This is a genomic window from Achromobacter sp. E1, assembly GCF_037039475.1.
Classification (GTDB): Bacteria; Pseudomonadota; Gammaproteobacteria; order Burkholderiales; family Burkholderiaceae_B; genus Achromobacter; species Achromobacter mucicolens.
The window spans coordinates 3,460,353-3,484,516 of record NZ_CP146253.1 but is presented as its reverse complement, the minus strand read 5'-3'; the positions used below and the strand labels follow the sequence as shown (position 1 = coordinate 3,484,516).

Below are 24,164 nucleotides of genomic sequence, written 5' to 3'. Positions count from 1 at the left end.
TTAGCGTAACGCATAGAACGATTTTCCGGCGCTGTACTGGCGAAGGTAAAGACAGGTTCGTTGCATCTCCTGCCTCGCAGGGCCGCCAGGTTCACCGTCGAAAAAAATGTCCGCCCCAGGCGGCAAAATAACTTCGCATCAAAGCGGGGAGACAAATGGTGGATCAGTCCGACAGGCCTGCCTTGTTGCAGGCCGATGGGGTGACGTTGGCGTTTGGCGGCGTCAAGGCGCTTACCGACGTGGGCTTTCGCGTGGAGCAGGGCTCCATCACCACGGTCATCGGTCCGAATGGCGCCGGCAAGACCTCGCTGTTCAACACGATCTCCGGTTTCTACAAGCCCGCGGCGGGACGGATCCACTTCGAGGGCCGCGACATCACACGCATGCACGCGCCCGATCGCGCCAAGCTGGGTCTGGCGCGCAGCTTCCAGAACATTGCGCTGTTTCGCGGCATGACAGTGCTGGACAACATCAAGCTGGGCCGCCACGCGCACCTGCGCACCAATGTGCTGGATGCGCTTTTTTACCTGGGCCGCGCGCGCCGCGAGGAGATGGCGCTGCGGGCGGACATCGAAGAACGCATCATCGATTTCCTGGAGATCGATCACATCCGCCACGCGCCGGTCGCGGCGCTGTCGTATGGGCTGCAAAAGCGGGTTGAGCTGGCGCGGGCGCTGGCGATGCAGCCCAAGGTGCTGATGCTGGACGAGCCCGTGGCGGGCATGAACCGCGAAGAGACCGACGACATGGCGCGCTTCATCCTGGATGCGCGCGCCGAGTGGGGCGTGACGGTGCTGATGGTGGAGCACGACATGGGCATGGTGATGGACCTGTCCGATCACGTCGTGGTGCTGAACTTCGGGCAGGTGATTGCCCACGGCACGCCGGCGCAGGTGCAGTCCAATCCGGAAGTCATCAAGGCGTATCTGGGCGCGGGCGACGTGGGCGATTTGCGGCGGCGGCTGCGGGAGGCGGCCTGATGGACTGGCTGTTCTTCCTGGAGGTGTCGCTGGCGGGACTGGGCAGCGGCGGCCTGTATGCGTTGGCCGCGCTGGCGTTCGTGATCGTCTACAAGGCGACCCGCGTGGTGAACATCGCCATTGGCGAATTCCTGATGCTCGGCGCATACGTGTTCTATGCGTTCGCATCGGGGATGGAGTGGCCGATCTGGCTGGCCATCGCGGGCGCGGTCGTGGTGTCGGGCGCGCTGGGCGCCGTCGTCGAGCGGCTGACCATACGTCCGATGCTGGGCGAATCGCCGATCTCTGTCTTCATGATTACCGTGGGTCTGGCGTCGATACTGGTCGGCGCAGTCGAGCTTATCTGGACGGCGGACCAGCGGCGCCTGCCGGAATTCATGCCGCGCGCGCCAGTCATGGTGGGCGAGGCGTTCGTGGCGCCCAAGGTGTTCTACGGCTTCTGGGTGGCGGTGGTGCTGGCGCTTTTGGTGCTGGTGGTGTTTCGCTACTGGCGCGGCGGCGTGGCGCTGCGTGCGACGGCGTCGGACCAGGGCGCGGCCTATGCAATGGGCATCAATGTGCCGCGCGTGTTTTCGCTGGCGTGGGTGACGGCGGGCGCCATCGCCGCGGTGTCCGGCGTGATCGTGGGCGCGATCGGCGGGATCTCGTCGTCGATGGGCGTGTTCGGGCTGTCGGTGCTGGTGGTGGTGATCGTCGGCGGCCTGGACAGCGTCGCGGGCGCGCTGGTCGGCGGCATCTTCATCGGCCTGCTGGAGGCCTGGGCGGGCGCGTATCTGGGCGGCGAGTACAAGCTGCTGGCCACGTTCGTGGTGTTGGTCGTGGTGCTGATGGCCAGGCCCTACGGCCTGTTCGGCACCCGTGAAATCGAGAGGCTCTGATCCATGCGTATCGCGACCGCCAAACAGACGTACCTGGCCGACGAGGCGCTTTTCGACACGCGCACGCAGCATGTGTGGCTGGCGCTGCTGGCGGCCTCGCTTGTTCTGTTTCCCTTCGTGGCGAATGCCTATTGGCTTTATCTTGCGTGCCTGGTCGCGATCAACATCGCCAGCGCGACGGGGCTAAACATCCTGACCGGCTATACCGGATTGGTCAGCCTGGGGCAGGCGGCGTTCATGGGCCTTGGCGCGTACACGGTCGCAGTCATGGAGCTGCACCTGGGCACGCCGGTCCTGGTGAATCTGCTGGCGGGTGGCGTGGTGGCGATGTTGGGCGGCCTGCTGGTGGGTATTCCCTCGCTGCGGGTGAAGGGACTGTACCTGGCGATCTCGACGATTGCCGCGTCGTTCATCGCGCACTTCATCTTTGCGAACTGGCAATTCACGGGCGGCACCTCGGGATTGCAGGTGCCGCCGGCGCGCATCCTGGGGCTGGACCTGGATACGTCCTTCAAGATCTATTGGCTGATCGTGCCCGTGACCGTGTTGATGGTGCTGGGCGCGGCGAATCTGTTTCGCACCCGCATCGGCCGCGCGTTCATCGCGATCCGCGACCGCGACATTTCCGCCGAGGTGCTGGGCATCCGCCTGTTGCGCTACAAGCTGCTGTCGTTCGGGCTGTCCTCGTTCTATGCCGGCGTGGCGGGCGGTCTGTGGGCGTATTTTTTCCGGGTGGTCACGCCCGAGAGCTTTCCGCTCATCATGTCGATCTTCTTTCTGGCGGCGATCATCGTGGGCGGCATGGGCTCGATCCTGGGATCCATCCTGGGCGCGCTTTTCATGACGATGGTGCCGGAGTTTCTGAAGCTTGTTGTCGGCTGGCTGCCCGTGGGCGGCGATGCGCTGCGGCTGATCTCACCGGTGCGCACCATCGTTTTCGGCCTGCTGATCGTGGGCTTTCTGATCTTCGAGCCGCACGGGCTCGCGGAAATCTGGCGGCGCGTGCGCCGATTCTTTCACCTCTGGCCTTTCCGTACGTAGCGCGATGCGTGCGGCGTGACGGCGGCCACCCATAAGACCCAGGAGACAAACCATGAAGCGCATCCGGATAGGCAGCGGTTTATCGAGGTTGTTGGCCCCGTTGGGCCTGGCGGCGGCATTGGCGGCGGCGCCCGCGGCGCAGGCGGCCGAGGACCTGGTGCTGGGCGGCTCGATTCCCTTGAGTGGCGTGTTTGCCTTTGCCGGGCAGGGCATCCACGCCGGGATCACGGACTACGTGAAGATCATCAACGACCAGGGCGGTATCAAGGGCCGCAAGCTGCGCTATGTGCCCGAGGACACGGCCTACAAGGTGGATGCGTCGGTGGCGGCGTTCAAGAAGATCACCAGCCAGAACAAGGTCAACTTCTACTACGGCGATTCGACCGGCTTTTCCAAGACCATCAATGCCGAGCTGAACCGCACGGGCGACATCCTGATGACGGGCGCGTCCTTCGCGACCGAGCTGAACGATCCGGCCAAGTATCCCGCGCAGTTCATGCTGGGGCCCGACTACACCGAGATGTTCGGGATCCTGCTGCGCTACATCGCCAAGGAACAGCCGGGCGCCAAGGTGGCGTTCGTGTATTCGGACACGGAGTTCGGACGCGATCCGATCGCCAGTTCGCGTGCGGTGGCCGAAAAGCTGGGCCTGAAGGTGGCTACCGAGATCATGACGCCGCCGGGCAGCGTGGACGTGTCGACCGAGGTCATCAAGCTGCGCCGCGCCGACCCTGACTTCACCATCTTCCATGGCTACGTGCTGGCGCCAATTCCCGAGTTTGTGGGGCAGGGCAAGCGCATGGGCCTGAAGACGCGCTACATGGGTACGTTCTGGACGATGGACAACTCGACCGTGATGCAGATGGGCGAGGACGCCGAAGGCTTCATGGGCGTGATGCCGTACCGCTACTACTACGATCAGGCCGCCGACGCGCCGATGCTCAAGAAGATCCGCGAAATGCGGCCGCAGTACCAGAGCACGGGCTACATGCAGGGATTCCTGGCTGCCATGCTGTTTTCGGAAGTCGCCAAGCGCACGCTGGACGCGGGCAAGGAGCTGACCGCCGCCAACATGAAGGCCTCTCTGGATGGCATCAAGGATTTCGATACGGGCGGGCTGATCGGCGTGCCGATCACCATCAAGGGCAACTCCATCCCGGTGGGCCGGATCTATCGCGCGGACGTCAAGCAAAAGCAGATGGTGCCGGCGTCCGACTGGATCGTGCTCAAGTGAGGCTGCCGTGAACCAGGGACAGGACGTGGCAGGACAGGGCGTTCGTTCAGGCATGAACGCCGCCGCGCCGCCCAAGGCGGTGCTCGACATCAACAACATCGAGGTCGTCTACAACAAGGCGGTGCAGGTGCTGCGCGGCTTGTCCCTGTCGGTGCCGGCCGGCAGCATCGTCGCGCTGCTGGGCAGCAACGGGGCTGGCAAATCCACCACGCTCAAGGCGGTATCCGGTCTGCTGGACCTGGAGGATGGGGAACTGGTGCGCGGCCAGATCGTGTTCGCTGGCGGCGACACGGCGGGCGTCAAGCCGCAGAACCTGGTGCGGTCGGGCCTGGCGCACGTGATGGAAGGGCGCCGCGTGTTCGAAGACCTGACCGTCGAAGAAAACCTGGTGGCGGCAACCTATGCGCTGACCGGAAGGCCCGCCGCGCGCGCGGACTTCGATCTGGTCTACGGCTACTTTCCGCGGCTTTTCGAGCGGCGGCGCGGACTGGCCGGCTATCTGTCCGGCGGGGAACAACAGATGCTGGCCATCGGACGCGCGCTGATTGCGCAGCCCACGCTGATGCTGCTGGACGAGCCATCGCTGGGCCTGTCGCCCATGCTGGTCGAGAGCATTTTTTCGATCATCGCGCGCATCAATATCGAACAGGGGGTGTCGATGCTGCTGGTGGAGCAGAACGCTTCGGTTGCCCTGGCGGTGGCGCATTACGGCTACATCATGGAGACCGGCAAGGTGGTGATCGACGGTTCGGCCGACAAGCTGGCGGCGGACCCCGACGTGCGCGAGTTCTATCTGGGCGTGGGCGGAACGGGCGAGGCCAGGGGCTTTCGCGACATCAAGCACTACAAGCGCCGCAAGCGCTGGCTGTCATGATGGACGCGCACAGGGATCCGGGCGCCTGGCCTGAACTGACGCTGCCGCAGATGCTGCGCGAGCAGGCGCGCCGCCAGCCATCGGCGGTTGCCATCCGGCAAAAGGACTTTGGCATCTGGAAGCCGCTGACCTGGGACCAGTACTGGCAGCGCGCATGCCGCGTGGGGCTGGGACTGCGCGCGCTGGGGCTCAGCGCGGGCGGCCGGGTTGCGATCGTCTCGGACAACAGGGTGGAGTGGCTGCTGACGCAGATGGGGGCGTGCGCGGCCGGCGGCGTGGCGGTGGGCGTCTATTCGACCAGCCCGGCCGAAGAAATGGGCTACGTGCTGGCGCATGCGGACGTCGAACTGGTGGTCTGCGAAGACCAGGAGCAGACCGACAAGGTGCTGCACGTGGCGGACCGGCTGCCGAATTTGCGCCGCATCGTGGTCATTGAAACGAAGGGTCTGCGCGCGTATGGCGCGGCGGATCGGGCGCGCATCGTGACCTTTGCCGAAGTCGAGGCCGATGGCGGCCAGCGCGAAACCGTGGAGCTGGCCGCGCTGAACACGATGCTGGACGGGCAGCGCCTGGACGACACCGGGCTGATGATCTACACGTCGGGCTCCACCGGCAAGCCCAAGGGCGCGATGCTGAGCTACCGCAACATGCGCGGCGTGGCGCCGGGCATCGCCGATCGCCTGTCGATGGATGCGTCCAGCGTGCACCTGTCGTACCTGCCGCTGTGTCACGTTGCCGAGCAGATGCTGTCCACGTTCGTGCCCATCTACCTGGGCACGCAGGTGAATTTTGGCGAGTCGCTGCGCACCGTGCAGGAGGACCTGCGCGAAGTCGCGCCGACGATTTTCCTGGGCGTGCCCCGTATCTGGGAAAAACTGCACGCCGCGATCTCGATCAAGATGCAGGAGGCCGGCCGGTTGCAGCAGTGGCTGTACCGCAAGGCGCTGGCACAGTGTGCGCCGTTTCTGGAGAAATCCCCCGCGCAGTATCGCGTGGGCGAGCGGCTGACGCATTGGCTGTGGTACTGGCTGGTGCTGCGCGCGCTGCAGAATTTTATTGGCCTGCGTCGTGTGCGGGTGGCGATGACAGGCGCCGCGCCGATTCCGCCGGACGTGGTGCGCTACTTTCGCACGCTGGGCGTGCCGCTGATCGAGGTGTATGGCCTGACGGAGTCGGCGGGCATGATCTTCGGACAGCATCCGGACCGCGTGAAGGTGGGCACGGTGGGCGAGGCGATCCTGGGCGTGGAATGGCGCATCGGCGAATCCGGCGAACTGCTGGTGCGTGGCGACATGGTGTTCCAGGGCTACTACAAGAACCCGGAGGCGACCGCGGACACCGTGCGTGACGGCTGGTTGCACACGGGCGACGTCGTGGCGCAGGAAGACGGGCGCGTGCGCATTGTGGACCGGCTCAAGGACATCATGATCACGGCGGGGGGCAAGAACCTGACGCCGTCCGAGATCGAGAACGCGGTCAAGGGCAGTCCGTATGTGAAAGAGTGCATCGTCATCGCCGACGGCAGGAAGTACGTGACGGCGTTGATCCAGCTGGAATTCGACACCGTGGGCAAATGGGCCGAATCGCGCCGCATCGCCTTCACGCATTTCCGGTCGCTGGCGGAATGCGCGCAGGTGCGCGAACTGGTCCAGCAGGAGGTCACGCGCGCCAACGCCGGGCTGGCGCCCGTCTCGCAGATCAAGCGTTTCCATCTGCTGACCAAGGAACTGGACCACGACGATGGCGAAGTGACTGCAACGATGAAGGTGCGGCGCGCCAGCATCTACCGCGCCTACGCCAACGAAATCGAATCGCTCTATGTTGAGGAGACGACGGCATGAACCAAGCCGTGATCCTGGAAGCCGTGCGCACGCCGTTCGGGCGTCGCGGGGGATGGTGGGCCGAGACCCGGCCCGACTCGCTGCTGGCGGACACCGTGCACGCGCTGCTGGCGCGCGCGGGCCTGCCGGGCGACAAGGTTGAGGACCTGATCGCGGGCTGCGTCAGCCAGGCGGGCGAGCAGGGCGCCAACATCGGCAGACTGGCCGCCATGCTTGCCGGGCTGCCCGAGTGCGTGCCGGGGGTGGCGCTGAACCGCATGTGCGGATCCAGCCAGCAGGCCGTGCATTTTGGCGCGCAGGCCATCGCGGCGGGCGACATGCGTTATGTGGTCGCGGGCGGCGTCGAGAGCATGAGCCGCGTGCCGATGTTCCTGGACGTGACGCTGGGCCAAAGCGAATTCCGGGGATTCGAATCGCTGAACCCGGCGTTGCTAGCGCGTTATCCGCTGATTCACCAGATCGAGAGCGCCGAGCGCATCGCCAGCCAATGGGGACTGTCGCAGGCCGACATGGACGCATGGGCGCGCGAGAGTCACGCGCGCGCGTGGGCGGCGGCCAGCGCTGGGCTGCATGCCGAGCTGCTGCCGGGCCCGGCGCAAGCCGCGCGCCGCGACGAAGGCATCCGCGAAACGACGGACGCCGCCCGGATGGCGGCCATGGCGCCCGCGATGCGCGCGCCGGGAGAGGGCGGCGTGACGGCGGCCAACGCCAGCCAGCTCGCCGATGGCGCGGCGGCGGTGCTGCTGGGCGACAAGGACGCGGCGCTGGCCGATGGCTTGCGGCCCCGGGCGCGCTTCCTGGCGCGGGTGGTGGCGGGTTCGGACCCCGTGATGCAGCTGACGGGCGTGGTCCCCGCGGCGCAGCAGGCGTTGGCGCGCGCGGGCCTGGCGCTGGAGGACATCGACTGGATCGAGATCAACGAGGCCTTTGCAAGCGTGGTGCTGGCCTGGCAGCGCGAACTGGGCGCGGACCTGACGCGCGTGAATCCGTGGGGCGGCGCGATTGCGCACGGCCATCCGTTGGGCGCCACGGGCGCGGGCCTGATGGCCAAGATGCTGGCGGGGCTGGAGGCGACCGAAGGCGAGCTGGGAATGCAGCTCATGTGCATCGGCCACGGCATGGCGACCGCGACCATCATCCAGAGGGTTTGACCTGCATGGACAAGACCGGGACCGCTGTGTCGCGGGACGAGGGCGCGGAGACGCAGCGGCGCCAGGAATTGGTCCTGGCGGCCGGCCGGCTCTTTAGCAAGCGCGGGTATGAGCGCACGACGGTGCGTGAGCTGGCCAAGGCGGTGGGGTTGCAGTCGGGCAGCCTGTTCCACCATTTCCGCAGCAAGGAAGAGATTCTGGTCGCCGTGATGAACAACGGCATCCAGGAAGTGATCGACCTGGGCGAGAAGGCGCTGGACTGCTATGCCGTGCCGGCAGACCGGCTGGCGGCGCTGTTTCGCGTGCATATGTGGAGCATGCTGCACGGCGCGGGCGGGGATGCGATGAACGCGCTGGTGTACGAATGGCGCAGCCTGTCGGCGCCGAGCCAGGCGTCAGTCAAGGTGCTGAGCGACCGCTACGAGGCGATGTGGCAGTCCGTGGTGGCGGGGGCGGTACAGGCGGGTTTGCTGCGGGGCGATGCGCGCGTCATCAAGCGATGCGTGCTGGGCGCGATGAACTTGACGGTGCAATGGTACAAGCCGGGCGGGCGGCTGGCCCCCGCCGCGTTCATCGACGCCATGTTGCAGGCGGCGTTGCCGGCGCTGCCCGCGGGGGCGGGCAGGTGGCCCGTGGAGCCTAGCCGCGCCGCTTGATGAAGGCGCCGACGGCGCAGGCGACCGACAGCGCCAGCAGCGAGGCCGCGACGGGCAAGAGGAAATCGGCTTCGCCGTGATAACCGCCGCCCGTGACGCCGCCAGCCACGCCGCCCATCCAGAGCAAGGCGGTCAGGATCGCGGCGATGAGCGAGATGGCGGTGGCCACGCACAAGGCAATGAATGCCGGCCGGCGCGCGGGGGCGGACCGGTAGGGCGTGCCCGGCTGGACGCGGCGGGGTTGTTTGATCCAGTAGACCAGCCCCGCCACGACCAGCAGCAGCATCAGGATCTTGAAGATCATGACGCGCGCCGACGATCAGTCTTCACGGCGCAGGTGCGGGAAGAGGATGACGTCGCGGATGCTGGGGCTGTCGGTCAGCAGCATGACCAGGCGGTCGATGCCGATGCCGCAGCCGCCCGTCGGGGGCATGCCGTATTCCAGGGCGCGGATGTAGTCCGCGTCGTAGAACATGGCTTCCTCGTCGCCGGCGTCCTTGGCTTCGACCTGCGAGCGGAAGCGCTCGGCCTGGTCTTCGGGGTCGTTCAGCTCGGAGAAGCCGTTGGCGATCTCGCGGCCGGTCATGAAGAGCTCGAAGCGCTCGGTGATGCCTTCGCGGGTGTCGGAGGCGCGCGCCAGCGGCGAGACTTCGACCGGGTAGTCGATGATGTAGGTGGGGTTCCAGAGCTTGGCTTCGGCGGTCTCTTCGAAGAGCGCCAGTTGCAGCGCGCCCAGGCCGGCGCGCGACAGCACGGGGCCGTCTGCGTCGGCGCCCAGCTTTTTCAGTTCGGCGCGCAGGAAGGCCGGATCATCGAGCTGGGCCTGGGTGTAGCCGTCGGTGTACTTGAGGATGGCTTCGCAGATGGTCAGGCGGTCGAAGGGCTTGGACAGGTCCAGCTCGCGTTCCTGGTAGGTCAGGACGGCGCTGCCGGTGGCCGAGATGGCGGCCTGGCGGATAAGTTCTTCGGTGAAGTCCATGAGCCAGCGGTAGTCCGCGAAGGCTGCGTAGAACTCCATCATCGTGAATTCGGGGTTGTGCCGCGGGCTCACGCCTTCGTTGCGGAAGTTGCGGTTGACTTCAAATACACGTTCGAAGCCGCCGACGATCAGGCGCTTGAGGTAGAGCTCGGGCGCGATGCGCAGGAACATTTCCATGTCCAGCGCGTTGTGGTGCGTGATGAACGGCTTGGCCGCCGCGCCGCCCGGGATCGGGTGCAGCATGGGCGTTTCGACTTCAAGGAAGCCCGCGTTCAGCATGAATTGGCGGATGCTGCCCACGGCCTTGCTGCGCGCCTCGAAGGTGCGGCGCGTGGCGTCGGTCATGATGAGGTCGACATAGCGCTGGCGGTAGCGCAGTTCCTGGTCGGCGACGCCGTGGAACTTGTCGGGCAGGGGGCGCAGCGACTTGGACAAGAGGCGCGCCGAGGCGGCGTGCACCGACAGTTCGCCCTTGTTGGTCTTGAAGACCGACCCTTCGATTGCGATGATGTCGCCGATGTCCCACTGCTTGAACGCGGCGTAGACGTCTTCGCCGAGCGTGCCGCGGTCCAGGTAGATCTGGATGCGGCCGGTGCTGTCCTGCAGCGTGGCGAAGCTGGCCTTGCCCATGACGCGCTTGAGCATCATGCGGCCGGCGACCTTGACGTTGACCGCGGCGGCGGCCAGGGCTTCCTGCTCCTGGCCGTCGTACTTGTCATGCAGGGCCGCGGCGCGGGCGTCCGGGACGAAATCGTTGGGGTACGCGACCCCGGCTTCGCGCAGTTTGGCCAGCTTGGCGCGCCGTTCGGCGATCAAGCGGTTTTCATCCTGGGCGGGTGCCGGAGTGGTCGAGTGGTCGGTCATGGTCGGGGGATCAGTCGTAATTGCGGATGTCGTCGATTTCGGTCGTGCCGAAATCTTCGCGATCCAGGTAGGCGAGGATGCGGGAGGCTACGTTGGCGGGCGAGGACAGCTTGCCGGTGGCATGGAAGTCCTGGAACTTGGCCAGCGCGGGGAAGCTTTCGGGGTCGCTTGCGCGGATGGCGGCCTGCATGTCGGTGTCGACGATGCCGGGGGCCAGCGCGACGATGCGGGCGCCGTCGGCGCCTTGTTCCTGCTTGACGACGCGGGCGTGCATGTCGAGCGCGGCCTTGGTGGCGCAGTACACGCCCCAGCCGGCGTTGGGATTGCGGCCCGCGCCGGAGGAGATGTTCAGGATGCGGCGGTCGGCCTTGATGTCAGCGACGGCGGCGAGGAACCGCGCCGTGAGCAGCATGACGGCCGTGACGTTCAGGTTGAAGGCGGCGGTGATGGCCGCGCCGTCGGTGAGTTCGTCGGTGCGCGCCACCGGATGCACCGTGCCCGCGTTGTTGATCAGCAGATAGCGTTTGGCGTCGCGCGGCAGCGCGGCGCAGATGCGTTCGGCTGCGGATTCGGCCGCTTTCAGGTCCGAGAGGTCCACGGACAGTTGTTCCAGCTGCACATCCTGCGAGCGCGCGTGGGCGGCGAGTTCGGGGTCTTCGCGGCGCGCCAGGGTAATCAGGCGGGTGCCGGGTTTGACCAGGCCGCGCGCCATGGCGGCGCCGATGCCGCGCGAAGCGCCGGTGAGAATAGCAATGGTGTCGGACATTCGTGGACCTTTGGGTGCGTGAAAGCGGGAAGAATCGCGGAACTTAGACGTTTTGCTTCAGGCTGGCCTGGATGAAGGGATCCAGGTCGCCGTCCAGCACTTTCTGCGTGTTGGAGATTTCGACGTTCGTGCGCAGGTCCTTGATGCGGCTCTGGTCCAGCACGTACGAACGGATCTGGTGGCCCCAGCCCACGTCGGTCTTGGAGTCTTCCAGCTTCTGCTGCTCGGCCATGCGGTTGCGCATTTCGAGTTCGTAGAGCTTGGACTTCAGCATCTGCATGGCTTCGGCGCGGTTGCGGTGCTGCGAACGGTCGTTCTGGCACTGCACAACGATGCCCGTCGGGATGTGCGTCAGGCGCACGGCCGAGTCGGTCTTGTTGATGTGCTGGCCGCCCGCGCCCGAGGCACGGTAGGTGTCCACGCGCAGGTCGGCGGGGTTCACTTCGACCTCGAAGGAATCGTCGACTTCCGGATACACGAAGACGCTGGCGAACGACGTGTGACGGCCGCCCGACGAGTCGAAGGGGCTCTTGCGGACCAGGCGGTGCACGCCGGTTTCGGTGCGCAGGTAGCCGAAGGCGTAGTCGCCCTCGATCTTGATCGTGGCCGACTTGATGCCCGCGACTTCGCCGTCGGATTCTTCAAGGATCTCGGCCTTGAAACCCTTGCGTTCGGCGTACTTGAGGTACTGGCGCAGCAGCATCGACGCCCAGTCCTGCGCTTCCGTGCCGCCCGCCCCCGCCTGGATGTCCAGGAAGCAGTTCAGGGGATCGGCCGGGTTGGAGAACATGCGGCGGAATTCCAGGGCTTCGAGCTTTTCCTGGAAGGCGTCGGCGTCCTGTTCGATCGCTTCGAGGGTGTCGCCGTCATCGTCGGCGGCGGCCATTTCGAAGAGTTCCTGGGAATCGGCCACGCCGGCGCCCAGGCTCGTGAGCGTTTCCACCACGTCCTCGAGCGATTTCTTTTCACGGCCCAGATCCTGGGCGTGCTTGGGGTCGTTCCAGACGGCCGGGTCTTCGAGTTCGGCGTTTACGACTTGGAGGCGTTCAGCTTTGGCATCGTAGTCAAAGATACCTCCGTAGAGCCTGTTCGCGCTCCGCGTAGTCGGCGAGGCGGGCTGCGAGCTGGTTCTGACGTTCGGCTTCCATGATGATCCTGTCCTGATGACTTTGTGCGAAACCTGGCATTTTACCGTGGATGGAGCCTGTTCGCGGGCGTGCGTCGCGGGCACGGGCGGCGGGTCCTATTTCCCGGGTGGCGCGGGGGCAGATCCAGTTGTTCAGTTTTTTGTCAACCCGACGGCTCTAGCCTTGGCCGGTGGCCGTGATGTCCCCATTTGGGGCGCGGACCGCGACGACGCCGGCCCCGCGCCGGCCTATCCCGCCAGAGGAATGGAGACAGTGATGGAAAACACGATGCCCCCCGGGGTCTCGCCGGCGCTCGGCGCCAGCGAAGAGGACCGGATCTACCGCAAGGTGGGCTGGCGGCTGGTGCCGCTGTTGGTGGTCTGCTATGTGGTGGCGTACCTGGACCGCGTGAACGTGGGGTTCGCCAAGCTGCAGATGCTGCAGGAACTGCAATTCAGCGAGACGGTGTATGGACTGGGCGCCGGTATTTTCTTCATCGGCTACTTTCTCTTCGAGATTCCCAGCAACATCATCCTGCACAAGGTGGGGGCGCGGATCTGGATCGCCCGGATCATGATCACGTGGGGCATCATCTCCGCCTGCATGATGTTCGTGACCAGCGCGCATATGTTCTACCTGCTGCGATTCCTGCTGGGCGCGGCCGAGGCGGGCTTCTTCCCGGGCATCATTCTGTACCTGACGTATTGGTACCCGGCCGCCCGGCGCGGACGCATCACGACGTTCTTCATGACCGCCGTGCCCATGTCCGGCCTCATCGGCGGCCCGATATCCGGGTGGATCATGGCGACGTTCCACGGCGACCACGGCCTGTCGGGCTGGCAATGGCTGTTCCTGCTGGAAGGGATTCCGTCGGTGGTGATCGGCGTGTTGGTGCTGATCTATCTGGATGACCGCATCAACAAGGCCAAGTGGCTGACGGCCATGGAAAAGGCCGTGCTGATCCGCAACATCGCGGCCGAGGAACAGCAAAAGGAAGATCCGCCGATCCGCGCCGCGCTGACCAAGCCGCGGGTCTGGGCGATGGCGCTGATCTACTTTTCGTTCGTGATGGGGCTGTATGGGGTGGGCTTCTGGATGCCTAGCCTCATCAAGAGCACCGGCGTGCAGAGCCCGCTGGCGATCGGTCTGCTGACGGCGGTGCCCAATCTGTTCGCCGTGATCGGCATGATCCTGATTTCGCGCAATTCGGACAGGCAGCGCGAGCGTCGCTGGCACGTGGCGCTGCCGGCATTGTTTGGCGCCGTGGGTCTGTTCCTGTCGGCCGTGTGGAGCGGCAACACGGTGCTGGCGATTTTCGCGCTGACCGTGGCCAACATCGGCATTTGCACGGTGCTTCCGTTGTTCTGGAGCCTGCCGACAGCGCTGCTCGGCGGCACGGCGGCCGCCGCGGGCATTGCGCTGATCAACTCGGTGGGGAACCTGGCCGGCTTTGTCAGCCCGTATCTGGTGGGCTGGCTGAAGGACATGACCGGCACGACGAATACGGGGCTTTACATGCTGGCCGGCTGCCTGGTGGTGGGCGCGCTGGTGGCGCTGGCGCAGCCGGCGAAGCTGGTGAATAAGTAGCGCCGCTGGGAGGCGGTGTCTGACACCCTGGGGAGAGGCGCGTCGGCTTGGGCCGGCGGCTCAGAGGGTGTCAGACACCTTGTGCGCACCTGCGAGCGCCGACGGTGCCTCACGTGGTGCGAGACACCGCCGCGCACTACCCTGCGTGTTCGATCACCAGTTGCACCGACACCATGCCATTCCAGACGTTTTGTTCCAGGCGGTACGCCGCCTGGATATGTTCCGGCAGCGATTGGTCGTGGCCGAACCAGATGGCGTCAAAGCGTTGGTGGCCGCGTTCCAAAGACAGCTTCAGGTGCTTTTCGCCGACGAGCCGCTGGTTGCGCACGGTGAATTCGTCCAGGAACAGGGGGGCGGCAAAGCCCGCACCCCAGACCTGCTGTTGCAACATGCCGGCCACGTCGGCGTTGGCGTAGCCGGTTTCCAGCGAGCCGTCGGTTTCGATGATGGGTTCGAAGGTGTCGCGGCCGGTGAGTTCGCGCACCGCGGCGTCGAAGGCGGGGGCGAAGGCCGGGAAATCGGCCTTGCCCAGCGTTAATCCGGCTGCCATCGCGTGGCCGCCGAACTTGCGGATCAGGTTGGGATGGCGCTTGGACACCAGGTCCAGCGCGTCGCGCAGGTGCACGTCGGGGATCGACCGGCCGGAGCCGCGGATCTCGTCGTCGCCTGCGGGCGCGAAGGCGAGGGTGGGGCGCCAGAATTTCTCCTTCAGGCGCGAGGCGACCAGCCCCACGACGCCCTGGTGCCAACCGGGGTCGAACACACAGACGGTCGCGCCTGCGGCGGCGTCGGGCGCTTCCATGGCGGCCAACGCCTGCTCGCGCATCTCGGCTTCGATCGTGCGGCGTTCGCGGTTGATGTTGTCCAATTCACGCGCGATTTCCAGCGCCTGCGCCTCGTCGTCCGTGGTCAGGCAGGCGATGCCCAGGCTCATGTCGGCCAGGCGGCCCGCGGCGTTGATGCGCGGACCCAGCGCGAAACCCAGGTCGAAGCCGTTGGCGCTACGCGGCTCGCGGCCGGCGACGGCGAAGAGCGCGCGCAGTCCCGGCTGCAGGCGGCCGCTGCGCATGCGCTGCAGACCTTGCGTGACCAGCAGGCGGTTGTTGGCATCGAGCTTGACCACGTCGGCCACGGTGCCCAGCGCAACCAGGTCGGACAGCGCGTCCAGGCGCGGGCCGCCGTCGGGGGCATACACGCCGCGGCGGCGTAGTTCGGCGCGCAGCGCCAGCATCATGTAGAAGATGACGCCCACGCCGGCCAGGTTCTTGGACGGAAAGCCGCAGCCCGGCTGGTTGGGATTCACGATGGCCAGCGCGTCGGGCAGGGTGTCGCCCGGCAGGTGGTGATCGGTGATGACGACGCCGATGCCGGCGGCATTGGCGGCGGCCACGCCGTCGACGCTGGCGATGCCATTGTCCACGGTGATGATGATGTCGGGCTTGCCGGCGCGGTGGCGGCAGGCCAGCTCGACCACGGCGGGCGACAAGCCGTAGCCGGTTTCGAATCGGTTGGGCACCAGGAAGTCGACATCGGCGCCCATGGCCGACAGCGCGCGCAGGCCGACCGCGCAGGCGGTGGCGCCGTCGCAATCGTAGTCGGCCACGATCAGCAGCTTCTTGCCTGCCTGGATGGCGTCGGCCAAGACGGCGGCGGCATGCGCCGAGTGCGTTAGACCCGCCGGCGGCAGCAGGGACGGCCAGGCGAGGCGGGTCTGGTCGGGATGGGTCACGCCGCGTGCGGCCCATAGGCGAGCCAGCAGCGGATGGATGCCGGAGGATTCGAGGATTTGGCAGGCGGCCAGGTCGGCCGGACGGATCGTTAAGCGGGGTGAGACCACCAGGCGCTCCAGTTCTTCTTGGGCGCGGGCAGCAAGCCAAGCAGGCCCCCGCGCGGTTTCAGGTCAAGGGCGGCCTGGCGGTCATCGCCCAGCAGCAACAGTTCGATGTGCGTGGCGGGCAGGCCTTTGGCGGCCGCCAGCGGGCGCAGATGGCGCGCGTCCAGGTCAGCCAGCGCGTCGAGCCAGGCGGCCCAGTCGCCGGCGCGTTGCGGCGCGTCCAGTTCCGTCAGCACCTGGGCCGGGGTGGCTGGCGCCGCCGTCCAGGGCGTGCCGCCGCCATACAGCCACAGGGCGTTCACGGGCGGCAGGCCGCGCGCGGCCCGGTCGTCGTTGACGGGGTGCTCGTGCCACGCCATCTGGATTTCATTGAGCAGGCGCCGCCACGGACGCGTTTGCGCATCCTGGCGCCACCAGTCATTCAGGCGCTTTCCCGCCACCGCCGCCGGGCTGGCCGTCTGGGGGCGCAGGTCCACCGGCAGGCGCAGCCGCCACCGCTGGGGCGAAAGCGGCTCGACCGAGAAGCCGGTGCCGTCAAAGAGGGGGCGCGCGGTCTCCAGCAGGGCGGCCGTTTCGGATTCCGTCAGGTCCATCAAGGCGGGATCCAGCAACGAGGCCTGATCCGCGCCCAGGGCAAGATGAACCAGTTCGCAGAGCCAGACGGGCTCTTGCGGCGAGGCACTGGACTGTTCTGCGGCCAGCAGCGGGCCGAGGCCCGCGCTTTGCAGCAGGCCGGGCTCGGCGGCGTACCCCGCGCGTGCAAGTTGCCAGGATTCGAAGGCCGTGCAGCCGTGGGCGCGCAGGTCGTAAGCCTGCGGACGGGCGGTTGCGGCCTGCAGCCAGCCGTGCAGGGTGGGCGCGCGCTCGGGCAGGAGCTTGGCCAGTTCGGCGGCGACGGGAAGGGCGGGCAACGCGCCCGGAATGACGATCAGCATGGCCGCGATTGTAGTCCGCGGCGGCATGGGGAACTTCACGCCGTCCGGAACTGCCATACGTTGTCACGGCTGGTCTAGGATCCGCACATCCGCGCGGCGATTTGCGGACGGTTAATGCAATAATGCGCACGTGCTGAAAATACCCTACGAACTCTGGATCGGCGCCCGCTACGCGGGTCTTGCCCGTATCCGCCAGCGACGCGGCCGCCGCGATCGCTTTATCTCCTTCATCGCCGCCAGCTCCATGGCGGGCATCGCGCTGGGCGTCGCCGCCCTGATCGTGGTGCTGTCCGTGATGAACGGCTTTCAGAAAGAAGTGCGCGACCGCATGCTGTCGGTGCTGCCGCACATCGAACTCTATCTTCCCGGCGCGTCACCCGAACGGGTGCTGGAGCAGTGGCAACAGTTTGCCACCGCCGCCGAGCGCAACCCCGAGGTCAAGGCGGGCGCGCCCTTCGTCGCGGCGCAGGGCATGCTGGTCAGGGGCCAGGCGCTACGCGGCGTTCAGGTGCGCGGCATCGATCCGGCCACCGAGGGCAATGTGTCGGACCTGCCCCGGCAAATGGTGTCGGGCAAGCTGACAGACCTGAAACCCGGCGGCTTCGGCGTGGTGCTGGGCAATGAACTGGCCGACGGCATGGGCGTCAAGGTGGGCGACACGCTGCTGATGATGGCGCCCCAGGGCTCGATCAGCCCGGCCGGTTTCGCGCCGCGCATGCGTCAGTTCACCGTGGTGGGCGTGTTCTCGTCCGGCCACTATGAATACGATTCCTCGCTGGCATTCGTCGACAACGAAGACGCCGCCCGCGTTTTCCGCGAAAGCGGCACCGCCGGCGTGCGCCTGCGCATCGCCGACATGCAGAAGGCGCCCGAGGTGGCGGCCGAGTTGCGCAACGTCCTGCCGCCCTATGTCATGGCCAGCGACTGGTCGCGCAATAACCGCACCTGGTTTGCCGCGGTCCAGACCGAAAAGCGGATGATGTTCCTGATCCTGGCGCTGATCGTGGCCGTGGCCGCGTTCAACCTGCTGTCCTCGCTGGTCATGGCCGTCAAGGACAAGCAATCGGACATCGCCATCCTGCGCACGCTGGGCGCGGGGCCGGGCGAAGTGGCCCGCATCTTCCTGGTGCAAGGCGCGCTGATCGGCGTGATCGGCACCTTGCTGGGCGTGGCCGGCGGCATTGCCATCGCCTACAACGTCGATGTGATCGTGCCGTTCATCGAGCGCATGCTGGGCGTCCACTTCCTGCCGCGCGAGATCTATTTCATCAGCGCGCTGCCGTCCGATCCCCAGGTGGGCGACATCGTCACCATCGGCGTGACCTCGCTGGTGCTGTCCCTGCTGGCGACCTTGTATCCGAGCTGGCGCGCCTCGCGTCTGCAACCCGCACAGGTGCTGCGCCATGATTGATTCCCCGACGCACACGCCCCAGGCCGGCGCCACCCCGGCGCTGCAGGCCGAGAACATCGTCAAGGTCTACGACGAAGGCCCCGCCCGCATCGAAGTGCTCAGCAATGTCAGCCTGTCCGTCGCGCGCGGCGAGATGGTCGCCATCGTGGGCGCCTCGGGATCCGGCAAGAGCACCTTGCTGCATATCCTTGGACTGCTCGACGTGCCCACCAGCGGTTCGGTCACAGTGGATGGCCAGTTGGGCGTGGGGCTGTCCGAATCGCGGAAAAGCGCGGTTCGCAACCGCAGCCTGGGCTTTGTCTACCAATTCCACCATCTGCTGGCGGAGTTTTCGGCGCTGGACAACGTGGCGATGCCGCTGATCGTGCGCCGCGAGAACCGCGACAAGGCGCGCGAGGCCGCGCGCGAGGTCCTGGGCCTGGTGGGCCTGTCGGCCCGTGAAGGCCACTTTCCGGGGCAGTTGTCGGGCGGCGAACGCCAGCGCGTGGCGCTGGCGCGTGCCCTGGTGACGCGACCGGTGTGCGTGCTGGCCGACGAGCCCACGGGCAACCTGGACCGGCACACCGCCCACAATATGTTCGAATTGCTGACCCGGGTGAACCAGGAATCGGGCACGGCGTTTGCGATCGTGACGCACGATCCCGAGCTTGCCGCCCGCGCCGACCGTCAGTTGCTGATGGAAAACGGCCGCCTGGTGTCCGGCTAGCCCGGTCCGCAGCGAAAGCCGCCGGTCGCTGGTCCGCGCGGCGGCCGCGGGCGGATAATCCGCATTCGGAGGACACGCCCATGCTCATCGACACCCATTGCCACCTGGACGCCGCTGAATTCGATGCCGACCGCACCGAGGTCGCGGATCACGCCGCCCGCGCCGACGTCCAGGCCATCGTGATCCCGGCCATCGAACGGGCCAACTTCGCCATCGTGCGTGACCTGGCTGCCAGCATCGTCGGCGGCGCCTACGCGCTGGGCATTCATCCCTTGTACGTCCAACGCGCCGACGACGCCGATCTGAACGCGTTGCGCGAGGCGATCAAGGCGTCGCTTGGCGATCCGCGCTTTGTCGCCATCGGAGAGATCGGACTGGATTTCTTCGTGCCGGAAATTGCCTCCGGCGCGCCGCGCGAGCGCCAGGAGCGCTTCTACGCCGCGCAGCTGGACATGGCCGTCGAATTTGGCCTGCCGGTGCTGCTGCACGTGCGCAAATCCCAGGACATCCTGCTGAAATACCTGCGCCGCCATCCGCGCATCGGCGGCATTGCGCACGCGTTCAATGGCAGCGCCCAGCAGGCGCAGGCCTTCATCGATCATGGATTTGCCCTGGGAATGGGCGGCGCGATGACGTTCGAGCGCGCGCTGCAGATTCGCCGGCACGCGGTGGACGTCGGGCTGGAGCATCTGGTGCTTGAGACCGACGCGCCCGACATTCCGCCCGCCTGGCTGCACGAGCCGAACCGCCGCAATCGTCCCGGCGAACTGGCACGTATTGCCGAGGTGCTGGCGGACCTGCGCGGCATCACGCCGGGGCAGGTGGCGCACGCGACGACCGCGAATGCCATGCGGGTGCTGCCCAGGCTGCCCGCAGCCATCCTGGCCGACGCGGACTGACCGCCACGTCTTCGACCCGGGCGCCGTGCCCGCCGTCTTACGCTGGCGTTGTCAGCAGCGGCAGGTCCATGCGCACGCTCAGTCCCTGCGGCGCCACGTTGCGGGCGGATATCGTTCCCTTGTGCGCGGCGATCGCGGCTTGCGCAATCGACAGGCCCAGCCCCGCGCCGCCGCCTGGCGTGTGGGCGGCGGCCGATCCCGCGCGATAGAAGGGCTCGAACAACGACGCAAGTTCCTGCGTGGCGACGCCCGGACCGCGGTCTTCGATTTCAAGGCTGGCCTCGGTGGCGCTGGTCAGCAAGCGTACGCGGATGACGCTTTCGGCGGGCGCGTAGCGCAGGGCGTTGCGCAGCACGTTCTCGATCGCGCTGGCCAGGCTGGCGCGGTCGCCGGCGATCAGGATGGGCGCCGGCGTTTCCCAATCGATGCGCAGGCGCCGGCCCTCCGCCTCGTAGCGCGCGTCGTCCACCACGCCCGATACGACTTCCGACAGATCCAGCGGTTCGGTGGGCACGGGTAGCGCGCCCACACGGGCAAGCCGCAACGTGTTGCCCACCAGCGCGTCCAGGCGTTCGCATTCGCGTTCGATGCGGTCCAGCTGCAGGTCGCGCCGTTCGTCGTTGCGCCGCGCCAGTTCCGAGGCCAGGCGCAGGCGCGCAAGCGGCGACCGCAGTTCGTGCGCGACGTTGTGCAGGAGCTGCTCGCGCGTATCGACCAGCGCCTTCAGGCGCACGGCCATGGCGTCGAAGTCACGCGCCAAGAGGCCGAGTTCGTCCTTGCGCGTGGCGAGCTTGGCGGGGGTGTGCGTGTCCAGGCGTCCCGCGGCCAGGGCATGCGTGGCCTGGCGCAGTTGCGCGAGCGGCGCGGTGATGTGGCGGGTCAGCGCCCAGCAAAAGGGAGCGGTGACCGCCAGCGCGAACAGCAGCAGCGCGAGCGCGACGGGCGACAACGCCAGCACCTCCCAGCGCGACGAGTCAAAGGGCAGGAACAGCATCAGCATTTCCGAGCCGTCCGGCAGCATCAGCGTCTGGGGCTCCCACCAGGAGACGCGCTCGCCGGCGGGATCGGCCGGCGCGTAGTCGGACTGCGTCGCCCGGTCGGGTCCCGCGCGGTACGCGACCAGCCAGTCATGCAGCCGCGTGGGCAGGCGCCTGCCCAGGATGTCCCGGTCCTCTGCATCCATGATGTAGATCTTTAGCGCCGAGTAGTTGTCGTCCATGGCGCGGACCCAGCGCGCCAGGCCTCCTTCGCCCTGCGTGCGCGCCACCTGGGCGGCGTCGCGCGTGAGGTTGCCCGGGTTCAGGCCATCCAGAGAATTGAAGCGGTACCAGGCCACGCTGGCGGTCAGCACCATGCCGCAGACCAGGATGACCGCCATGGCGCCCCAGAACGTCAAGAATGCGCGCCAGAAGAGCGAGCGGGCGGGCAGCAGCGTCATCACGCGGCGCCCGCCAGCACGTAGCCCAGCCCGCGCAGATTCCGGATGGACAGCATGTCGGCGTGTTGATCCAGGCGCAGCTTCTTGCGCAGGCTGCTGATGTGCGTGTCGATGCTGCGATCGTACCGGTCCGGGGCGCGGCCCAGCGCATACAGGCCGATCTGGTCGCGCGCGATCACCTGGCCGGGCGTGCGCATGAGGATTTCCAGGATTCGCTGTTCGGCGCCGGTCAGCATGACCTCGTCCCCGCCCAGGCGCGCGCGGCCCGTCGCCGGGTCCAGCGAGAGCGCGCCCAGGCTGAGGGACGGGCTGGCGGGGGCGGGGGCGTGCTCGAAGCGGCGCAGCACGGCCGTGATGCGGGCCTTCAGTTCGCGTGGGCTGAACGGCTTGGCCAGGTAATCGTCGGCGCCGAATTCCAGCCCCAATACGCGGTCGGTCTCGCCGCCGTGGGCCGTGAACATGATGACGGGGCGGCGGGAGCGCTGGCGGTAGTGCTTGAGCAGGTCCAGACCATTGCCGTCGGGCAGCATGAGGTCCAGCAGCACGAGGTCAAAGTCGTCCTGCGCCAGCAGGGTCTGGCCTTGCGAGCGGGTGTGCGCCAGCGTGAGCTGGCACTGATTCGGTTCCAGGTATTCACGCAGCATCTGCGCCAGTTCGACGTCGTCGTCGATGAGCAGGATGCGGCGCGCCACCGCTGAATGATTCAAGAGCATGCGTGTTGGGCGTCGTGCATCCGGCAGTTTGGCCGAAGGGTGCACGGCGCAGTGTCAAGAAGTGCAAAGAAGATAAAAGTTGCGGAAAGCGTGTTGCCGCGTCCTGCAAGCCCCAATTCTAATATGAGAATGGTTTTCATTAATAAGTGGGAGCCGGCGTAACGCCGCGCGTGGGGTGCGGTGCAAACCGGGGACGGGAGAAGTTGGAATCATGAGCAGGAAAGAAGTGGCCACGGGCCAGCGCATCGCCGCGTCGCGCACGCAACTGGCCGCCGCCTTGTGCGCCGCGGGTTTCGGCATTGCGCCGCAAGCGGTCTGGGCCCAGGCCGCGGACGCCACCACGACGATGGACACGGTGGTCGTGACCGCCAGCGGTTTCGAGCAGCGCATCCAGGATGCGCCCGCTTCGATCAGCGTGATCACGCGCGAAGACCTGGACAAGAAGTTCTACCGCGACCTGAACGATGCGCTGGTGGAAGTGCCCGGCGTCATCGTCACGGGCGGCGGCGACCGCCAGGACATCAGCCTGCGCGGCATGGGACCGAAGTACACGCTGATCCTGATCGACGGCAAGCGCCAGAACTCGCGCGAAACCCGCACCAATTCGGATTCGACGGGCGTCGAAGGCGGCTGGACGCCGCCGCTGTCGGCCATCGAGCGCATTGAAGTCGTGCGCGGGCCGATGTCGTCGCTGTACGGCTCGGACGCGATGGGCGGGGTGATCAACATCATCACGCGCAAGGTACCGGACCAATGGCATGGCGAAATCCGCATGGATACGACCATCCAGGAAAGCAGCAATTCGGGCGACATCTACCAGGGCAACTTCTACCTGGCCGGACCGATCAAGAACGACCTGCTGGGCCTGCAGATCTACGGCCAGGCCACCCAGCGCGACGAAGACGACATCTACAACGGTTACCGCAAGCGCAATGCCGAAAGCGTGACCGCCAAACTGGCGCTCACGCCCAACCGCGATCACGACATCGTGCTGGAAGCGACCACGATGCGCCAGAAGTTCCAGGACACCCTGGGCAAGACGGTCGAGCCGCTGCCGCCCGGCACCGCGTGCCCGCGAACGGGCTGCCCGGCGTCCTCGGAAACCGATTACCGCAGCAGCAAGTGGGCGCTGTCGCACACAGGCCGCTGGGGCTGGGGGGTGTCCGACAGCTACGTGCAGCAGGAAGAGTTCGACAACCGCTCGCGCCAGATGAAGATCAAGAACCTGGACCTGCAGACCAGCTGGTCGCTGCCGCTGGGTTCGCACATGCTGACGCTGGGCGGCAGTTACCTGAACCAGCGCCTGAACGATCAGACGGGCAACCAGCTTGCCGGCGGCCCGAGCAAGGTCGAACGGTATCAATGGGCATTGTTCGCCGAAGACGAATGGCGCCTGACCGAAAGCTTTGCCGTCACGACCGGCCTGCGCATGGACCAGGACGAGAACTTCGGCAGCCATTTCAGCCCGCGTCTGTACGGCGTGTGGCACATGGCCGAACGCTGGACCCTGAAGGGCGGCGTCTCCACGGGCTTTCGCGCGCCCGACCTGCGCCAGACCGTGGCCGGCTGGGGCCAGACGAGCCGTGGCGGCAACATGTACGGCAACCCGGACCTGACGCCTGAAAAGTCCGTGACCCAGGAAATCGGCCTGCTGTATGACGACGGCCAAGGCGTGAGCGCCGGCGTCACGCTGTTCAACAACGACTTCAAGGACAAGATCACCCGGGTGGCTTGCCCCTTGACGCAGTGCACGGACGGCCCCAACCAGTTCGGCTCGAATCCCACCACCTACATGAACGTGGACAAGGCCGTGTCGCGCGGCGTCGAAGCCAGCCTCAAGTTGCCGCTGGCGGCCGACTGGTCGATGACCAGCAGCTACACCTTCACGAAGTCCGAGCAGAAGTCGGGCCAATACAAGGGCGAGCCGCTGAACCAGTTGCCCAAGCACCTGTTCACCACCACGGTGAACTGGCAGCCGTCCGACGCGCTGCAGGCCTGGGCGCGCGTGAACTTCCGCGGCCGCGAGAGCCAGCCGGTGACCGGCCCGTCTTCGGACGCGCTGGTGGCCCCGTCCTACACCTTCGTGGACCTGGGCGGTTCGTACGCCGTGAACAAGACCGTGTCGGTCTACGCCGGCATCTACAACCTGTTCGACAAGCAGGTCGCCTACGACGACTTCGGCTATGTCGAGGACGGCCGCCGCTACTGGCTGGGCATGGGCGTGAAGTTCTGAGATTGACGGGGCGCGAG

At 66.7% G+C, this 24,164-nt stretch carries 21 protein-coding genes; 13 read left to right on the top strand and 8 right to left on the bottom strand.

Going from position 1 to position 24,164, the window contains the following annotated elements:
* Positions 1–155: 155 nt before the first annotated feature.
* From V6V88_RS16020 to V6V88_RS15985, 8 genes are read left to right on the top strand one after another with little or no spacing between them, the layout of a single operon-like run.
* Positions 156–980, top strand: a complete 825-nt coding sequence (locus V6V88_RS16020) for an ABC transporter ATP-binding protein (RefSeq protein WP_056318900.1) — start codon at positions 156–158, stop codon at positions 978–980.
* Positions 980–1,858 (top strand): branched-chain amino acid ABC transporter permease, encoded by an 879-nt coding sequence (locus V6V88_RS16015; protein WP_062840739.1) that lies wholly within the window; start codon positions 980–982, stop codon positions 1,856–1,858. Before V6V88_RS16020 ends, V6V88_RS16015 begins: the two co-directional genes overlap by 1 nt.
* 3 nt (positions 1,859–1,861) lie before the next feature.
* Positions 1,862–2,899, top strand: coding sequence for a branched-chain amino acid ABC transporter permease (locus tag V6V88_RS16010; RefSeq protein WP_142054751.1), 1,038 nt, complete (start codon positions 1,862–1,864; stop codon positions 2,897–2,899).
* Positions 2,900–2,951: 52 nt separating this feature from the next.
* On the top strand, positions 2,952–4,133 hold the full coding sequence (locus V6V88_RS16005; protein ID WP_056318909.1) for an ABC transporter substrate-binding protein: 1,182 nt from the start codon (positions 2,952–2,954) through the stop codon (positions 4,131–4,133).
* A 52-nt stretch (positions 4,134–4,185) separates the two neighbouring features.
* Positions 4,186–5,007: an ABC transporter ATP-binding protein gene (locus tag V6V88_RS16000; protein ID WP_338615603.1), complete on the top strand. Its 822-nt coding sequence runs from the start codon at positions 4,186–4,188 to the stop codon at positions 5,005–5,007.
* Positions 5,004–6,848 (top strand): long-chain fatty acid--CoA ligase, encoded by a 1,845-nt coding sequence (locus V6V88_RS15995; RefSeq protein WP_338615602.1) that lies wholly within the window; start codon positions 5,004–5,006, stop codon positions 6,846–6,848. The genes V6V88_RS16000 and V6V88_RS15995 overlap by 4 nt, the downstream gene beginning before the upstream one ends.
* A complete protein-coding gene (locus tag V6V88_RS15990) occupies positions 6,845–7,999 on the top strand; it encodes a thiolase family protein (RefSeq protein WP_338615600.1) in 1,155 nt (384 codons plus the stop codon). The genes V6V88_RS15995 and V6V88_RS15990 overlap by 4 nt, the downstream gene beginning before the upstream one ends.
* A 5-nt stretch (positions 8,000–8,004) precedes the next feature.
* The gene (locus tag V6V88_RS15985; RefSeq protein WP_152384749.1) at positions 8,005–8,655 is read left to right on the top strand and encodes a TetR/AcrR family transcriptional regulator; all 651 of its coding nucleotides are present in this window, start codon (positions 8,005–8,007) and stop codon (positions 8,653–8,655) included.
* Here the strand turns inward: V6V88_RS15985 and V6V88_RS15980 are convergent.
* From V6V88_RS15980 to prfB, 4 genes are all read right to left on the bottom strand, one after another.
* A complete protein-coding gene (locus V6V88_RS15980; protein WP_062840745.1) occupies positions 8,639–8,959 on the bottom strand; it encodes a hypothetical protein in 321 nt (106 codons plus the stop codon). The genes V6V88_RS15985 and V6V88_RS15980 overlap by 17 nt on opposite strands.
* 15 nt (positions 8,960–8,974) lie before the next feature.
* Complete coding sequence (gene lysS / locus V6V88_RS15975; RefSeq protein WP_338615599.1) at positions 8,975–10,498, bottom strand: lysine--tRNA ligase; 1,524 nt, start codon at positions 10,496–10,498, stop codon at positions 8,975–8,977.
* A gap of 10 nt (positions 10,499–10,508) precedes the next feature.
* Positions 10,509–11,264 (bottom strand): SDR family oxidoreductase, encoded by a 756-nt coding sequence (locus V6V88_RS15970; protein ID WP_128828489.1) that lies wholly within the window; start codon positions 11,262–11,264, stop codon positions 10,509–10,511.
* Between the two features lie 43 nt (positions 11,265–11,307).
* Positions 11,308–12,412, bottom strand: a protein-coding gene (gene prfB, locus V6V88_RS15965) for a peptide chain release factor 2 (protein WP_108696343.1) whose coding sequence is annotated in 2 segments (ribosomal slippage) — positions 11,308–12,330 and positions 12,332–12,412 — 1,104 coding nt in all. Because the reading frame shifts where the segments join, the coding sequence is not laid out codon by codon here.
* A gap of 255 nt (positions 12,413–12,667) precedes the next feature.
* Between prfB and V6V88_RS15960 the strand changes: the two genes are divergently transcribed.
* The gene (locus tag V6V88_RS15960; RefSeq protein ID WP_280000512.1) at positions 12,668–13,978 is read left to right on the top strand and encodes an MFS transporter; all 1,311 of its coding nucleotides are present in this window, start codon (positions 12,668–12,670) and stop codon (positions 13,976–13,978) included.
* A gap of 136 nt (positions 13,979–14,114) precedes the next feature.
* Here the strand turns inward: V6V88_RS15960 and recJ are convergent, their stop codons facing one another.
* The gene (recJ, locus tag V6V88_RS15955) at positions 14,115–15,815 is read right to left on the bottom strand and encodes a single-stranded-DNA-specific exonuclease RecJ (RefSeq protein ID WP_338615597.1); all 1,701 of its coding nucleotides are present in this window, start codon (positions 15,813–15,815) and stop codon (positions 14,115–14,117) included.
* A complete protein-coding gene (locus V6V88_RS15950; RefSeq protein WP_338619620.1) occupies positions 15,797–16,747 on the bottom strand; it encodes a hypothetical protein in 951 nt (316 codons plus the stop codon). Before V6V88_RS15950 ends, recJ begins: the two co-directional genes overlap by 19 nt.
* Before the next feature lie 130 nt (positions 16,748–16,877).
* Between V6V88_RS15950 and V6V88_RS15945 the strand changes: the two genes are divergently transcribed.
* The 3 genes from V6V88_RS15945 to V6V88_RS15935 all read left to right on the top strand — a co-directional run bounded on the left by V6V88_RS15945 (position 16,878) and on the right by V6V88_RS15935 (position 19,763).
* A complete protein-coding gene (locus V6V88_RS15945) occupies positions 16,878–18,158 on the top strand; it encodes a lipoprotein-releasing ABC transporter permease subunit (RefSeq protein WP_056318935.1) in 1,281 nt (426 codons plus the stop codon).
* Positions 18,151–18,864 (top strand): ATP-binding cassette domain-containing protein, encoded by a 714-nt coding sequence (locus V6V88_RS15940; RefSeq protein ID WP_223575956.1) that lies wholly within the window; start codon positions 18,151–18,153, stop codon positions 18,862–18,864. The genes V6V88_RS15945 and V6V88_RS15940 overlap by 8 nt, the downstream gene beginning before the upstream one ends.
* 80 nt (positions 18,865–18,944) lie before the next feature.
* On the top strand, positions 18,945–19,763 hold the full coding sequence (locus V6V88_RS15935) for a TatD family hydrolase (RefSeq protein WP_338615595.1): 819 nt from the start codon (positions 18,945–18,947) through the stop codon (positions 19,761–19,763).
* Between the two features lie 37 nt (positions 19,764–19,800).
* On the opposite strand, the gene V6V88_RS15930 is transcribed toward V6V88_RS15935, so the two are convergent.
* A complete protein-coding gene (locus tag V6V88_RS15930) occupies positions 19,801–21,201 on the bottom strand; it encodes an ATP-binding protein (RefSeq protein WP_223575954.1) in 1,401 nt (466 codons plus the stop codon).
* Complete coding sequence (locus V6V88_RS15925) at positions 21,201–21,914, bottom strand: response regulator transcription factor (RefSeq protein WP_223575953.1); 714 nt, start codon at positions 21,912–21,914, stop codon at positions 21,201–21,203. Before V6V88_RS15925 ends, V6V88_RS15930 begins: the two co-directional genes overlap by 1 nt.
* A 211-nt stretch (positions 21,915–22,125) precedes the next feature.
* Here V6V88_RS15925 and V6V88_RS15920 point away from each other — a divergent pair, with 211 nt between their 5' ends.
* The gene (locus V6V88_RS15920; RefSeq protein ID WP_223575952.1) at positions 22,126–24,147 is read left to right on the top strand and encodes a ligand-gated channel protein; all 2,022 of its coding nucleotides are present in this window, start codon (positions 22,126–22,128) and stop codon (positions 24,145–24,147) included.
* Positions 24,148–24,164 lie beyond the last annotated feature (17 nt).

Coding starts and splice junctions, on each gene's coding strand:
- V6V88_RS15960 (WP_280000512.1), top strand. CDS start 12,668: ATGGAAAACACGATGCCCCCCGGGGTCTCGCCGGCGCTCGGCGCCAGC.
- V6V88_RS15925 (WP_223575953.1), bottom strand. CDS start 21,914: ATGCTCTTGAATCATTCAGCGGTGGCGCGCCGCATCCTGCTCATCGAC.
- lysS (WP_338615599.1), bottom strand. CDS start 10,498: ATGACCGACCACTCGACCACTCCGGCACCCGCCCAGGATGAAAACCGC.
- V6V88_RS16000 (WP_338615603.1), top strand. CDS start 4,186: ATGAACGCCGCCGCGCCGCCCAAGGCGGTGCTCGACATCAACAACATC.
- V6V88_RS15990 (WP_338615600.1), top strand. CDS start 6,845: ATGAACCAAGCCGTGATCCTGGAAGCCGTGCGCACGCCGTTCGGGCGT.
- V6V88_RS15995 (WP_338615602.1), top strand. CDS start 5,004: ATGATGGACGCGCACAGGGATCCGGGCGCCTGGCCTGAACTGACGCTG.
- V6V88_RS15930 (WP_223575954.1), bottom strand. CDS start 21,201: ATGACGCTGCTGCCCGCCCGCTCGCTCTTCTGGCGCGCATTCTTGACG.
- V6V88_RS16005 (WP_056318909.1), top strand. CDS start 2,952: ATGAAGCGCATCCGGATAGGCAGCGGTTTATCGAGGTTGTTGGCCCCG.
- V6V88_RS16020 (WP_056318900.1), top strand. CDS start 156: ATGGTGGATCAGTCCGACAGGCCTGCCTTGTTGCAGGCCGATGGGGTG.
- V6V88_RS15970 (WP_128828489.1), bottom strand. CDS start 11,264: ATGTCCGACACCATTGCTATTCTCACCGGCGCTTCGCGCGGCATCGGC.
- V6V88_RS15940 (WP_223575956.1), top strand. CDS start 18,151: ATGATTGATTCCCCGACGCACACGCCCCAGGCCGGCGCCACCCCGGCG.
- V6V88_RS15920 (WP_223575952.1), top strand. CDS start 22,126: ATGAGCAGGAAAGAAGTGGCCACGGGCCAGCGCATCGCCGCGTCGCGC.
- V6V88_RS15950 (WP_338619620.1), bottom strand. CDS start 16,747: ATGCTGATCGTCATTCCGGGCGCGTTGCCCGCCCTTCCCGTCGCCGCC.
- V6V88_RS16010 (WP_142054751.1), top strand. CDS start 1,862: ATGCGTATCGCGACCGCCAAACAGACGTACCTGGCCGACGAGGCGCTT.
- V6V88_RS16015 (WP_062840739.1), top strand. CDS start 980: ATGGACTGGCTGTTCTTCCTGGAGGTGTCGCTGGCGGGACTGGGCAGC.
- V6V88_RS15980 (WP_062840745.1), bottom strand. CDS start 8,959: ATGATCTTCAAGATCCTGATGCTGCTGCTGGTCGTGGCGGGGCTGGTC.
- V6V88_RS15985 (WP_152384749.1), top strand. CDS start 8,005: ATGGACAAGACCGGGACCGCTGTGTCGCGGGACGAGGGCGCGGAGACG.
- V6V88_RS15935 (WP_338615595.1), top strand. CDS start 18,945: ATGCTCATCGACACCCATTGCCACCTGGACGCCGCTGAATTCGATGCC.